The sequence below is a fragment of the Bacillus sp. NP157 genome (assembly GCA_018889975.1).
Classification (GTDB): Bacteria; Pseudomonadota; Gammaproteobacteria; order Xanthomonadales; family Rhodanobacteraceae; genus Luteibacter.
In genome coordinates, this window is sequence record CP076546.1 from 757,680 (window position 1) to 771,449 (window position 13,770).

Genomic DNA, 13,770 nt, shown 5'->3' on the forward strand with positions numbered 1-13,770 from the left:
CGACGGAGTGGGGATGCATCCGTTGGAACGAAGATGGGGCCAGGCTTTCGCCTGGCCCCATCGGTTTGCTTACTTCTTGTCGCTGTCGCCACCGAACTTGTAGGTCACGCCTACGTAGTACTGGCGGCCCGGGTACATCAGCTGGACCAGGCGGGAGCGGGTGTCGCCACCCAGGTACGTGTGCGGCGTGGACTTCGTCAGGTTGATCACCGAGGCGGTGACCATGAAGTGCTTGCCGAACTCGTAGTCACCGTTCAGGTCGATCTGGTGGTACGGCTGCGCGTAGACCGGGAGGCCCGAGGCCAGGCCGGTCATGGTGCGGCCGGTCCAGTTGTCGCTGGCGCGGAGCAGCAGGCCATCCTTTTCGTAGAACACCGACACGTTGGCGGCGTACTTGGCGCTGCCGATCAGCTCGGCCTTGCCCACCTGCGTGTCGCCGAGGGAGACCGCCGTTTCGTTGGTCTTGTTCAGCGTGTAGTTGAGGATGTAGCCGAAGCCGTTATCCCAGGTCTGCTGGTTGTAGATTTCCACGCCCTTCGAGGTGCCCGAACGGCCGTTGGCGTTGGTGCTGTACTGCAGGAAGTTGGTCTGGGTACCGCCCACGTCGACATTGATGTTGTTGACGGTGACCGGGACGACGAAGTTCTTCACTTTCTTCTGGAAGAGATCGACGCCGACGACCGAATGCTGCATGTAGTACCACTCGCCGGCCAGGTCGAACTGGGTGGCCGTGAACGGCTTCAGGTCGGCGTTGGCGCCGCTGCCGTACCAACCGGGCAGGGGAGCACCGAACTGCTTGCGGTCGTTGTAGTAGTCCTGCGTGTTGTTGGTCAGCTGGCCGAGCTGGGCCAGGTCGGTGTAGTTCGCGCGAGCCATCGCCTGCGAACCGGCGGCGCGGAGGATGAAGTCATCCGCGATGGTCCAGGCAATGTTGAAGCTCGGCAGGAACTTGTTGTAGCGCTTGGTCGTCGTCGAGTTGGTGAAGTTCTCGACCACGGCCACTTCGCGCGGCAGGTACTGGAAGTCACCCGGGGCGCAGGCACCGCCGCCGGCGTTCACGCCAGAAGCCGGGCAGATCAGGATGTTGCCCGAGGCGTCGTGGTAGTACACCGCGTTGTTGGTGGTGACCTGGTTGGCGACGGTCAGGTCCTGCTTCGTGGTCACGAAGCGCACGCCGACGTTACCGCGGACGACGCCCGTGTCGAAGTTGGCCTGCACGTAGGCCGCGGCGATCTTCTCGCCGATCGACGACTTGTTCTGCGGCTTGTTGTAGAGCACGCGGTCATAGGTGTCGTTGAGGTGCTGGTAGTAGGCCGGGAAGTTGATCGCCGGGAAGATGCTGTCGTCGTAGGCCTTGTTGGTACCGTCGAGGTAGCCCGGGAGCAGGAAGCCCGGCGGCAGCTGGCCGGCGTTTGGATCGCAGGTCTGGAACTGCAGCTCGGTGCCCTTGCAGTACCAGCGCACTTCGTTGCTCTGCTGTTCGGCATTGGCATCGGTGTACTTGCCACCGAACTGGATCGACTGCAGCCAGGTGGAATCGAGCGACCAGGTGAAGTCGGCCTGCGCGAAGTTCTGCGAGTTGGTCGTGTTGACCATGTTCGAACCGGTGGAGCCGAGGTCGACCTGGCCGGCGCCGGCGAGCATGTTCTGCAGCACGGAGTCTTCGGCGGTGATGCCCGGCTTGCCGCTCAGGTTCCACGCCGCGCCGTTGCTGCCATCGACCCACTGGCCGTTGACGAAGTTACGCGGCTTGGCAGCCATGCCCAGTTCGATCGACGGACCGCCCTTGGCCCACGTGCGGCCGACGTTGAACGAGCCGCTGAGCGAACCGCCGTTGTCCCACTCGCCTTCAAGGTTGAGGGTCTGCGAGGTGGCCTTCTCGACGGAGTAGTTACCGTTGAGCCACGGGATTTCCGTGGAGCAGACGTCGACTGCCTGGCGCGCCGCGCCGGTGACCGGGTTGACCTGCGAGTTACAACCCGTGCCTGCCGGCGGCAGCACGTAGTTCGCACCGGTGACGATGGAACCGGACTTGTCGAAGGTCAGGCCGTTCGGGGCAAGCAGGCGACCGTTCTGGTCGGCGAAGTTGCTGTTGTTCGGCAGGCCCCACTCGGGGATTTCCAGCGTGTTGGTGATCTGGGTCTGCTGGCGCTCGAAGCGGAAGTAGTTACCCGTCAGCAGGAAGTGGTCGCTGGGCTTGAACTGCATCGTGGCCTGGGCGCCCTTGGTCTTCAGGCTCAGGTCGTTGCGGCTGGTGGCGAACTGCTGCGGCATCCAGAAACCGTTGGAGACATTGCCGGCCTGGTCGACTACGCCGTTGCCCCACAGGTCGATGTTGTTGTTGACCGCGGCGTCGTAGCCGTTGCCCTTCACGTCGACCGGCGGCTGGGTGCAGGTGGTGTGGTCCTTACAGGCGTCCGACCACCAGTGCCAGCTGGAGGCGTCCGACTCGTAGGTCGTCGCCTGGCGCTTCTGGTACGAACCGGCGACGAGCACGCCGAACGTCTCGTCCTTGTTCTTCCACGACCACAGTGCCGAACCCTGCGGCTCGATCTTGCCGCTGGTGTCCGAGCCCGCGCCGGTGGCGGTGACGAAGCCTTCGTTCACGCCCATTTCGAGCGGACGGCGGGTACGCAGGTCGACGTTACCGCCGATGCCGCCTTCGTCCAGGCGTGCCTCAAGGCTCTTGTAGAGCTTGATGTCGGAGAACATGTTCGCCGGGAACAGCGTGTAGTTGAACGAACGGGTCAGGCCGGCCGAGGTATCGGCCGAGGCGACGTAGTTGCCGTTCAACTCGGTGTAGGTCAGTTCTGGCGCGAGGCCGCGGATGCTGACGGTCTTGCCTTCGCCGGATTCGCGGCTGATGACCACGCCGGGCACGTGGGCGAGGGCGTCCGCGATGTTCTTCGCCGGGAACTGCGCGATGTTCTGCGCGTTGATCACTTCGACGATGGAGTTCGCGTCGCGCTTGTCCTGCACGTTCTGGTCGATCGACTGGCGATAGCTCGTCACCACCACGGTATCGAGGTTGATGGTGCTCTGTTCGCCGTTCTTATCTGCCTTCCTGGTTTTCTGGTTTTGACGTGCCGTGGCGCTGTCGGTCGTCGGCGCGGCATTGGAGGTCTGAGCATTGGGTGCGGCCGTCTGGGCAGAGGCGGACGCGGGCACGCCCACGTAGCCTGCGAGCGACAGGGTGGCCGTGGCGAGCGCAGCGTACAGCGGCTTGCGCTTGAGCAGATAAGGCAGATAAGTCATTGCTTTGTACTTCCCTCAGTGGTGTTGCGCCCTTGTGGAGTCGGCGCGGAGATCCCCCGTTTCATCACTTCAGATGCCCGGTTTATCGCTGCACGCGTCCCCCTTCTCCACGAATTGGATCGATCTAAATTTCAGGTTGCCGAATGGCCCCGCGCGCGAAGGCGACGGATGGTTCCAGTGTCAAAGGGACTAGCGGAGAAGGGCGGTGGTCACACCGTCGGAAGGTCGCCTCGAACGAACGGCAGCGGTCTGCACGAACGCCGGCATGCAAGCCGGTTTCATGGACATACGGTCGGATATCGAATTCACGTGGCGACTCCCCATTCCCCTCGGTTGGCCTGGTGGAAGGTAGCCATCAGCCGGGCCACGCATGACGCGCAGAACCCGTGACTCTCCCCACCTCGACAAGCCTGCGCACGACAGCCAATGGAATGCCTGACATGACACTTGCTTGGATCGATCTAACTCCCCGGGGCGAATTAAGACGCCGAAGTGACAAGGTGTCACGCTGCGCCGCAAAAAATCTCAAGCCATCCGGTGAAAAACTGAGTCCTATCAATACGAAAGATCTCAAAACCCGTAGCAACCTGCGGGGCTGAAAACGTCTTTCTAACGGGCGATGTTGCAGGGCAAGCGGATACGGATGACCATGCAGGCCCCTCGGGACCCCCCGGACAGAAGCGAATCCCCGTGACACAGGACCATCGGCCGACCGCCGTTTTCGACCTCGATGGCACCTTGCTGTCCGCCGACTCGACGGCCGAATGGCTGAAGTGGCTGTTGCGTGAGTCGTTACTGAAAGGACTTGCCGGCCTGGCCGTCCTTCCGTTCGCGCTGCCTCTGGTGACCGTCGCACCCCTGCGCCGGCATGGCGGTTCCCTGCTGCTCTGGATCGCGTCGCACGGGTTCGACGAAGGGCGGCTCAAGGCGAGCATGGATGCGTTCGTGCGCCGCTTCGAAGCAGGCGAGGCGTCGTTCCGCTGGTATGCCGAGGGCATCGCCACGCTGGATCAGCACCTTGCGGCGGGGCACCGGGTCGTGGTGGTCACGGCTGCGCCGCAGTGGCTGGCCGAGCGGCTCCTTGCGCCGTGGCTGGAGCGCCTGACAGTGATCGGATCGAGCCTGCGCCGGGTGGGCCGTGGGTGGGTCGTCGACCAGCACGTGCGCGGTGCGCTCAAGGCGCAGCGGCTCGCGGAAGAAGGCTTCGGCAAACGCTGGTCGTGGGCTTACAGCGACAGCGACGACGATGCGCCAATGCTCGCGCCCGCGGAACAGGCGTTCCTGGTGAATGCCGGCGCGGGGAAGCACCGGCGCACCGCGGCAAGGGGGTGTGGGCATGCCGTGGGTTTGCGTTGGCGGTAGGGCCGGACTTTCGGACGGCATCGAAAGACCCTTTGCACGGTGGTTGGCGCGAGCATGCATGCGTACCTCCATCACGGCAAAGGGAGCGACACCATGGCGATGCTCAACGATTACGAATTCGTGGTGGCGGAGCGAGAGCGACGGGAACTCGCCTTCCTCCGCTGGGCCCTGGTCGTCGTCTTCCTGTGGTTCGGGGGCATGAAGTTCACGGCCTACGAGGCAGGGGGCATCGCGCCCTTCATCGGTAACAGTCCGATCATGAGTTGGCTCGGCACGTTCGGCATCCAGGGCCAGAGCCATGTGATCGGCGTCATCGAGTTGTGCACCGCCGCGGCGCTGATCATCGGCGCTTTCCTTCCGTTCTTCTCCACCCTGGGCGCGGCGATGTCGATCGCTACCTACGCGATCACCCTGACGTTCTTCGCGTCGACACCGGGCGTGGCCGAAGCCACGGCAGGCGGCTTCCCGGCCATATCGGCTGCCCCCGGGCAGTTCCTCTTGAAGGATCTCGTCCTGCTCGCGGCGTCGGTGGTGCTGTTCGTCAACTCAATAAGGCGGAAGCGCGGCGCGGCGCGCTGAAATCGCGGTGTTCGGGGCGGAGGCAGCCGGGCCCCCGGCAACCGGGCACCTGCCGCTTGACTCTGGACCTAGATAAAGGGTCTAGACTTGCCCGCATGACCACCCAAGCCTCCCTCACCATCGGCCGCATCGCCCAGACGGCGGGCGTCGCCATCGACACCATCCGGTTCTACGAGCGCGAAGGGCTGCTGCCCGAGCCACGCCGCCGGCCGTCCGGTTACCGCGAATACGACGCTTCGGCCGTTTCCCGCCTGCGCTTCATCCGCCGGGCGAAGGACCTGGGTTTCACCCTCGAAGAGATCCGCGAGCTGCTGGCCCTGTCCGCCGACCGCCACGGCGGCGTCGAGGGCGTGCGCGAGCGCGCTGCCGCGCGCCTGACCGCGATCGACGAGCGGATCACCGAGCTGCAGCGGGTCCGCGATGGCCTGGCCGAACTGGTCGAGGCCTGCCCGGGCCACGGTGCCCCGGAGGATTGCCCGATCCTCAAGGCCCTGGGGGAGCCGACGGCATGAGCCACGCCTGCTGCTCGCACGGCGCCGCACCGGAAGCGGTCGCCGCGCTGGATCCCGTGTGTGGCATGACCGTCGATCCGGCGAAGACCGCGCACCACGCCACCCGCGACGGCCACGACTACCACTTCTGCTGCGCCGGCTGCCGGACGAAGTTCATCGCCGATCCGGCGAAATACCTCGGCCCGAAGGAACCCGAAGCGCCGATGCCGCCGGGGACAATCTACACCTGCCCGATGCATCCGGACGTGCGCCAGGAAGGCCCGGGGTCGTGTCCGAAGTGCGGCATGGCGCTGGAACCGGCGATGCCGTCGCTCGACGATGACGACGGCGAAGTGCGCGGCATGGCCCGCCGTTTCGCCAGCTTGCTCGCGCTGACGCTGCCGGTGTTCCTCGTGGCGATGGGTCCGCATCTGTTCGGCTGGACGTGGCCCTCGCCGTGGGACGCGATCGCCCGTTGGGGCGAGGCGTCGTTCGCCACGGTCGTCGTGCTGTGGGGTGGGGCGCCGTTCTTCGCGCGTGGCTGGCGCTCGCTGCGACCCTGGTCGCCGAACATGTACACCCTGATCGCGCTGGGCACCGGCGTGGCATGGATCTATAGCGTGGTGGCGCTGCTGGTACCCGGCCTGTTCCCGCCGGGCATGCGCGACATGCATGGGCATGTGGACGTCTATTTCGAATCGGCGGCGGTGATCGTCACGCTGGTGACGCTCGGCGACTTCCTCGAGCTACGTGCCCGCCGGCAGACCGGTGAAGCCCTGCGTGGCCTGCTCGGCCTGGTGCCGAAGACGGCCCGGCGCATCGACAGGGATGGCCGCGAAGACGATATCCCGCTCGACCACCTGCGCAAGGGTGACCACCTGCGCGTGCGTCCCGGCGAGAAGGTGCCGGTGGATGGCACCGTCCTCGATGGCGAAAGCCATGTCGACGAGTCCATGCTCACGGGCGAGTCCATGCCCGTGGTCAAGCGCGCGCACGACCGTCTCACCGGCGGCACGCTCAACCAGCACGGCGCGCTGACCATGCGCGTGGACCACATGGGCGCGGATACGGTGTTGTCGCGCATCGTGGCGATGGTCGCCGAGGCGCAGCGTTCGCGTGCACCGTCGCAGCGCCTGGCCGACCGTGTCGCCGCATGGTTCGTGCCGGCGGTGGTCGCCGCCGCGCTGCTCGCGTTCGGTGCGTGGTGGCTGGTGGGCCCCGAGCCGGTGCTCGGCCACGCACTGGTCGCCGCCGTGTCGGTGCTGATCATCGCGTGTCCGTGTGCGCTGGGACTGGCCACGCCGATGTCGATCATGGTCGCCAGCGGAAAGGGGGCGCAGGCCGGCGTGCTGTTCCGCGATGCGGCCGCGATCGAACGCCTGCGCGACGTCGATACCCTGGTGTTCGACAAGACCGGCACCCTGACCGAGGGCAAGCCTGCCCTCGTCGATGTGCGCGTGTTCGGTCGCGAGCGTGCCGAGGTGCTGGCCTACGCGGCCGCCGTAGAGCGGCCAAGCGAGCATCCGCTGGCCGCCGCGGTGGTTGCAGCCGCAGACGCCGAAGGCCTCGCGACGCCGAAGGTGGCCGGCTTCCGCATGATGGTCGGCAAGGGCGTGGCAGGGCGTGTCGACGGCCACGACGTCGCCGTCGGCAATGGCCGCCTGATGGACGACGAGCGCGTGGATGCCGCCGCGGGTCGCGACATCGCCGAGAAGTGGCGGGCGAAGGGCGCGACGGCGATGTATGTGGCGATCGACGGTCGGCTCGCGGCCGTGCTGTCGTTTGCCGACCGGATCAAGGCGTCGACCAGGCCCGCCCTGGACGCGCTGCACGAAGCGGGCGTGCACCTGGTGATGCTGACCGGCGACAACGCGGCCACGGCGAAGGCGGTGGCCTCCACCTTGCCGATCGACGATGTCCACGCTGGCGCGACGCCCGAAGACAAGGCACGCATCGTCGCCGGGTTGAAGGCCGGGGGCAGGGTGGTCGCCATGGCCGGCGACGGCGTCAACGATGCACCGGCGCTCGCTGCCGCCGATATCGGCATCGGCATGGGCAACGGCAGCGACATCGCGATCCAGAGCGCGTCCGTGACCCTGCTCAAGGGCGACCTTGCCGGCATCGCCCGCGCTCGCGCCCTGTCGGAAGCGACGGTGAAGAACATCCGGCAGAACCTGTTCTTCGCCTTCGTCTACAACGCCGTCGGCGTCCCGCTGGCCGCGGGCGTGCTCTATCCGATCCTGGGCATCACGCTGTCGCCGATGGTGGCGGCGCTGGCGATGAGCCTCAGCTCGGTGTCGGTGGTGGGCAATGCACTGCGGCTAAGGAAAGCGGCGATCTGACACCGACCATGTATGTAGGAGCGCGCCTGCGCGCGATGGCCAACGAAGCGACGATGCGAAAAGCCATCGAATCAACGATCCGAAAAGCCATCGAATCAACGATCCGAAAAGCCATCGAATCAACGCTGCCAAAAACCATCGCGCGCAGGCGCGCTCCTACATTTGCCCAGGCGTACCGGATTATTTGTGATCGAACGACGGCGGTGCGTCCTTCGCCTTGCTTGCCCAGGCCTTGTTCGGCTTGTCGGACAGGTCGAACTCCAGCGTGCCGCCCTTGGTCGCAAAGCTTTCCGGCAGCCACGAACGGTCGCTCGCCTTGCCGTCGACTTTCAGCCCCTGCACATAGGGTTTCCCGGCACCGGCGTTCGGCGCGAGGATGGTCACGTCGCCGCCTTCGCGGTGGATCGTGGCTTTGCTGAAGATCGGGCTACCGACGATGAACTCGGCACGTCCGGGAATGTTCGGGTAGATGCCGAGCGAAGCGAACACGTACCACGAGGACATCTCGCCCAGGTCGTCGTTACCCGGGATGCCGTTGGGTGCATTGACCCAGATCGTGTCGAGCACGCGGCGCACCAGCTCCTGGGTCTTCCACGGCTGGCCGGCGTAGTTGTAGAGCCACGGGCCACCGATCGACGGTTCGTTGTCGAGCTCGGCGTGCAGCGGGCCGGACTTGGTGACGGCGAACTTGCCGTCCGGCTGGTAGAAATAGCCGTCCAGGCGCTTGCGTGCCTTGTCCATGCCACCCATCGCCTCGAACAGGCCGTGAACGTTGAACGGCACCATCCACACGTACTGCGCGGCGCTGCCTTCGACGAAGCCGTCGCCGGTGGACGGCGTGAACGCATGGGCTTCCTTGTCGTCGTCGTCCTTCACCAGCGCCCAGCTACCGTCGGCGTTGCGATTGCGGATGTAGCCACCTTCCGGCGTGGCCTTCGGATCCCACAGGTTGCGCCAGTACTGCGCGCGGCCGAGGAAGCGATCGGCGGTGGCCTTGTCGCCGAGGCGATCGGACAGCGCGCTCAGCGCGAACTCGGCGGCGACGATCTCCAGCGTGTCGGCCGCGGGGCCCCACGCCGGTGCGCCGACCGGGATGTAATGCAGCTTCAGCCACTGTTCGAGGCCGGGACGCTGGCCGACGCATTCCACCGGGCAGCCATCCATCGACTTGTCGAGGTCGGTCGGGTTGTCGGCGGCATGGACCAGCGAGGCGAACGCACCCTTGACGTCGAAGTCCCTGCCGCCGAACGCATAGATGCCTGCGATCGACGGGGCAGCCGGATCGCCGTTCATCACGTGCGTGGCGCCGTTGTTATGCGTCCAGCGATCCCACACGCCCTTGTTCTGCTGGGCCTGGTTGTACAGGCTCTGCGCGATGTCGCTGCCGGTCTTCGGGTCGAGCCAGGTCACCATCGGCAGCTGTGAGCGATACACGTCCCAGCCGGAGAAGTTCGCGTACTGCGCCTTCTGTGTGCCGGATACCTTATGCACCTGCTGGTCGAAGCCCATGTATTCGCCGTTGACGTCGCTGAAGACGTTCGGCGTCATCGAGGCGTGGTACAGCGCGGTGTAGAACACCGTGCGCTGGTCCGGCGTGCCGCCTTCCACCTCGATGCGGTTCAGCTGCTTGTTCCACGCGGCGACGGCGTTGTCGCGCACGGTCTCGAACGCCGTGCCCCTGGGCACTTCGGCGTCGAGGTTGGCCTGCGCATTAGCGGCGCTGGTGTACGAGATGCCGACGCGGATGTTCACGTCCTTCGTACCCTTGGCGAAGCCGACCCAGGCGCCCGAGCCGTTACCTTCCTTCGGCCAGCCCTTGTCGCCGTAGCCAGAACCGCCTTCGCTCTTCGTGCCGCCCTTCGTGACGGTCGTGTCCTTCCACGTGCCCGTGCTGGCGAACGGTTGGTCGAACTCGATGACGTAGTGGACGGTGTAGTAGCTATGCCGGTCGGCCTTGTCGATGTAGCCGCAGAAGTTGCCGCTGGTGACCGAGCCGCTGATGCGGTGGTTGGCCTTGTCGACGTTGACGGTGGCGTTTTCCGAGCCGACTTCCGAATCGGAGGCGCGGACGAGGATATTCGCGGGCTTGCCGGCGGGGAACGCGAAGCGCGCGGCGCCGCTGTGCAGGGCGGCGGTGAGGTCGGCGGTGACGCCGTTCTCCAGCGCGACCTGGTAATGCCCGGCCTTCGCGGTTTCCTTGTCGTGGCTGAACTTCGATGCGTAGGCATGGCGGAAGTCGGAGCTGGGCGACACGCTGACGTCTTCGGTGATCGGCATGATCGGTACATCGCCCGAGCCGCCACCGCAGCCCCAGCCTTCGACGTTGGTGAGGGCGAAGCCGCGGATGGCGTCGGCGCGGTATTCGTAGCCGCCCGGCGCGGCGATCGGCGATTTCTTGCCCGGTAGCGGCGAGGCTTCGGGGGTGAACTGGAACATGCCAAAGGGCACCACGGCTCCCGGGAAGACGTTGCCCCCGTTGGTCGTGCCGATCATCGGATTGACCGCGTCGGCGGGCGCGGTAGCGGCGCCGGCCAGGGCGGGGAACAGGGCGGCGGCAAGGACGATCGGCTGGAACGCGCGCAAGGGGTAGCCTCCACGGCAACGGGATTTATATCGATTGAAATCGCTGGGGCACCCGGTGTCGTGTCCCAAAGGTCATAGCTGCGCCGCAACATCCCGGGCCTTGCGTGGGGGCGCGCGGCGCTCGGGCGTGGTCGCGGACACCCTCGGCGCTCGTACGTGGTCGCAGGACCAGCCCTCGGCGCCCACCCTCGCTGCTCAGACAGGTCCTCCGCGCTCGATAAGGTTGGCCGCAGCCGCGGCCCATGTACTTATTGCCCTACGGGCGCTCTCTTGTGCGGAACTCGCCTCGAGGGTGGGCGCCGAGGGCTGTTCTTGCAGGTCGTGGCGGGTGGGGTGCGGTGCTCGAACGTTCGTTGGTGTTGCTGACTTTGAATTGTCCGGATTTCTCATCCCTGGTCGGTCAGGACTGTGGAATCATGCGCGCCCTTTTTTCGATGTGAAGGTGCGTCTTGCTGAACTGTCGTTTTTCTCTCAATGGCCTCGACATGAGCACACTGGTGGTGGGGTCGAACAGCTTTCCAGCGTTCTCCGGAAACGGCAATTACATCAACAAATGGTCTGCACAATGCCTTCCCGGGTTGGGCCCAATCCCCGTCGGGACGTATTACACCGTTGATCGGCTTTCGGGAGGTCTATCCGCAGCGCTTGATCCGTATCTCAAGAAGGACGTGTGGTTTGCGCTGTATCCCGCGGACGACGCGATCGACGATGAAATGTTTTGCGATCAGATCATGCGCGGGCGTTTCCGCCTGCACCCGGCAACGGGCTCTGGCGGCAGCATCGGCTGCGTGACCCTGCCGTTCTTCATGGATTTCGTGCGCCTTCGAAAAATCATCCTGGACGCGAAAGTCCATCCGATCCCCGGTAGCGACGTGACGACGTACGGGCGGCTGATCGTCTCGTGAAACGGTGCATACGCGGCGTTTTGCTGGTCCTCTGGTGCGGTTGCTTCGCTGCGGCGATGCTCATCGTGCGAGAGATACTCGGTCCATGGCCGCCCATGCGACTGGAGCTTGTTGGACTCGTCACTGAAACCCTTTGGCCAGTCTCTGCCGGCGCGGGGGAGGACTTGCATCTGATCGCGTGGGCGATTGGCTGGACGATTGTCTTCCACGTCTCCGTCGGCGTTGCCTGGTGGGCCTTCAGGTACGCATTCCTTCGATGATCCCGTCGTCTGGCGAATTCGGTCGCGCGCAGGCGCGCTCCTACACACAAGACTTCCGGCAACGTTGGAGAACAGCCCTCGGCGGCCACCCTCGAGGCGAGTTCCGCACAAGAGAGCGCCCGTAGGGCAATCAAATACATGGGCCGCGGCTGCGGCCAACCTTGTCGAACGCGGAGGACCTGTCTGAGCAGCGAGGGTGGCCGCCGAGGGCTGGTCCTGCGACCACGCCCGAGCGCCGCGGGAAATTCGGATGGAACAGCAGGACCCAATCGCGCGCAGGCGCGCTCCTACGAGAGGATGCCGTCGGTGGGTTGGACGGGGGAGAGGCCGTGCGGCTCGCCGAGTGCGTCGCGCAGGTCGATCTCGATCGCGCGGGTGAGGGTCGTCATCGGCACGTCGTCGTCGAGGTTCTCGAACGGATTCTGCATATCGTTGCCGATCTGCAGCAACGCGAGGAACAGGAAACCGGCCACCGTCGAGCCCAGCGGTGTCCACAAGCCCAGCGTCTCGACCAGGCTCACCGGCAGCAGCAGGCAGAAACCATGGGTGAAGATCGCCGGATAGGTCGCGTACTGTTGCGGCAACGGCGTGTTCTTGATCCGCTCCATGCCGCCCTGCGCATTGGAGATATCGGCCATCGTGCGGGTGAGCGCGGGCATCAGCACCGGCTCGGGCTTCGCCGCAGCGATCAGCTCGCCAGTGCGGCCGTGGATCGCGTTGGGAATATTGGCCACCCGGCGCAGGCGTTCCACCTCGTCGGCCGGCAGGCGCGCGGACAGCTCGTCCCAAGGGGCCTGGCGGCGCAGGTGCAGGCGCAGGGCGTGCACGTAGGCGACCTGGCGATGGACGATGGCGACGGCCTGTTCGCGCTCGGGCAGCAGGGTGAGCACCTCGCGCGCCAGCGTACGCGAGGCGTTGACCATCGCGCCCCACAAGGTCCGAGCTTCCCACCAGCGCGCGTAGGCCGTGGTGTTGCGGAAGCTCAGGTAGACGGCGATGGCCGAGCCGAGCAGGGTGATCGGCAGGGCGGGGAACTCGGCGGTCCAGCGCGGGTGCGCGTAGAGCCAGAAGGCGGTCACCGCGACGTCCCACGCGAACAGCAGGCCCAGCGGCCTGCCGACGTAACGCAGGATGTGGCCGACGTGTGCCCGCCCCGGCAGGATCACGCCTTGTGCTCTCGCTTGATCGCCTCGGCTAGCGGGATGAACGCGTCGTGGGCCTGGTCGAGCACCGCGACGGTGCCGTCGCCGATGTCGTACACCCAGCCCTGCAGCGTGATGGCCTTGTTGGCCAGCGCGGCGGTGACGGCCGGATGGGTGCGCAGGTGGGCGAGCTGCAGGCGGACGTTTTCCTGGGTTACCGCTTTCAGCAGCTCCGGGCCTTCGACCTTGCGTGCGAAGACCGCGCTCTTGGCGGCCGCGGCGTTGCGCAGCCAGGCTTCGACCGTCGGCAGGGCCTTGGTCGATTCCGGGTTGAGCAGCCCCTTCATGGCACCGCAATCGCTGTGGCCGCAGATGACCACGTGGCGCACGTGCAGCACGGCGACCGCGAATTCGACCACGGCGGACACGCCACCGAGCATCTCGCCATAGCCCGGCACGATGTTGCCGATGTTGCGGCAGACGAACAGGTCGCCCGGCTGGGTCTGGGTGATCATCTCCGGCACCACGCGGGAATCCGCGCAGGTGATGAAGAGGGTATGCGGACTCTGGCCTTCGGCCAGCTCGCTGAAGAGTTCCTGCGTCTCGGGGAAGACGTTGGCGCTGAAGTCCTCGACGCCCTTGAGCAAGCCCAGCAGGCTGTCGTCGCGCGGGGTTTCCTGGGTCATGTGCTCACCTTGGAATATGCCGCCAGCAAGGCGCCGGGCGGTCTTAAGGGGAGCAGTTTATGCCAAACGGGGGCGGGGGGAATGCGCGGCGGTATGGAATGGCGGGGCGGCCTGCGCGCGATGGGGCGGTGCGGGGACCGGGCCATCGCGCGCGGGCGCGCTCCT

At 65.8% G+C, this 13,770-nt stretch carries 9 protein-coding genes; 5 read left to right on the forward strand and 4 right to left on the reverse strand.

Annotation, left to right across the window (positions count from 1 at the left end; genetic code table 11):
- Positions 1-69 precede the first annotated feature (69 nt).
- Positions 70-3,255 carry a TonB-dependent receptor gene (locus KPL74_03470; GenBank protein QWT21079.1) on the reverse strand — a complete coding sequence of 1,062 codons (3,186 nt, stop codon included), beginning with the start codon at positions 3,253-3,255 and terminating at the stop codon, positions 70-72.
- Between the two features lie 690 nt (positions 3,256-3,945).
- Between KPL74_03470 and KPL74_03475 the strand changes: the two genes are divergently transcribed.
- The 4 genes from KPL74_03475 (at position 3,946) to KPL74_03490 (ending at position 8,029) form a co-directional block, all read left to right on the forward strand.
- Positions 3,946-4,617, forward strand: a complete 672-nt coding sequence (locus tag KPL74_03475) for a haloacid dehalogenase-like hydrolase (protein QWT21080.1) — start codon at positions 3,946-3,948, stop codon at positions 4,615-4,617.
- A gap of 99 nt (positions 4,618-4,716) precedes the next feature.
- Positions 4,717-5,196 (forward strand): DUF417 family protein, encoded by a 480-nt coding sequence (locus KPL74_03480; GenBank protein ID QWT22571.1) that lies wholly within the window; start codon positions 4,717-4,719, stop codon positions 5,194-5,196.
- A 95-nt stretch (positions 5,197-5,291) separates the two neighbouring features.
- Positions 5,292-5,708 carry a heavy metal-responsive transcriptional regulator gene (locus tag KPL74_03485; protein QWT21081.1) on the forward strand — a complete coding sequence of 139 codons (417 nt, stop codon included), beginning with the start codon at positions 5,292-5,294 and terminating at the stop codon, positions 5,706-5,708.
- Positions 5,705-8,029, forward strand: a complete 2,325-nt coding sequence (locus KPL74_03490; protein ID QWT21082.1) for a heavy metal translocating P-type ATPase — start codon at positions 5,705-5,707, stop codon at positions 8,027-8,029. The genes KPL74_03485 and KPL74_03490 overlap by 4 nt, the downstream gene beginning before the upstream one ends.
- 180 nt (positions 8,030-8,209) lie before the next feature.
- Here the strand turns inward: KPL74_03490 and KPL74_03495 are convergent, their stop codons facing one another.
- The gene (locus tag KPL74_03495; GenBank protein ID QWT21083.1) at positions 8,210-10,612 is read right to left on the reverse strand and encodes a GH92 family glycosyl hydrolase; all 2,403 of its coding nucleotides are present in this window, start codon (positions 10,610-10,612) and stop codon (positions 8,210-8,212) included.
- Between the two features lie 485 nt (positions 10,613-11,097).
- On the opposite strand from KPL74_03495, the gene KPL74_03500 reads away from it, so the two are divergent.
- Entirely contained in the window at positions 11,098-11,517 is a 420-nt protein-coding gene (locus KPL74_03500; protein QWT21084.1) for a DUF2778 domain-containing protein, read from the forward strand.
- A 547-nt stretch (positions 11,518-12,064) separates the two neighbouring features.
- Here the strand turns inward: KPL74_03500 and KPL74_03505 are convergent.
- Positions 12,065-12,943 (reverse strand): hypothetical protein, encoded by an 879-nt coding sequence (locus tag KPL74_03505; GenBank protein QWT21085.1) that lies wholly within the window; start codon positions 12,941-12,943, stop codon positions 12,065-12,067.
- Positions 12,940-13,605, reverse strand: coding sequence for a carbonic anhydrase (locus KPL74_03510; GenBank protein QWT21086.1), 666 nt, complete (start codon positions 13,603-13,605; stop codon positions 12,940-12,942). Before KPL74_03510 ends, KPL74_03505 begins: the two co-directional genes overlap by 4 nt.
- Positions 13,606-13,770 lie beyond the last annotated feature (165 nt).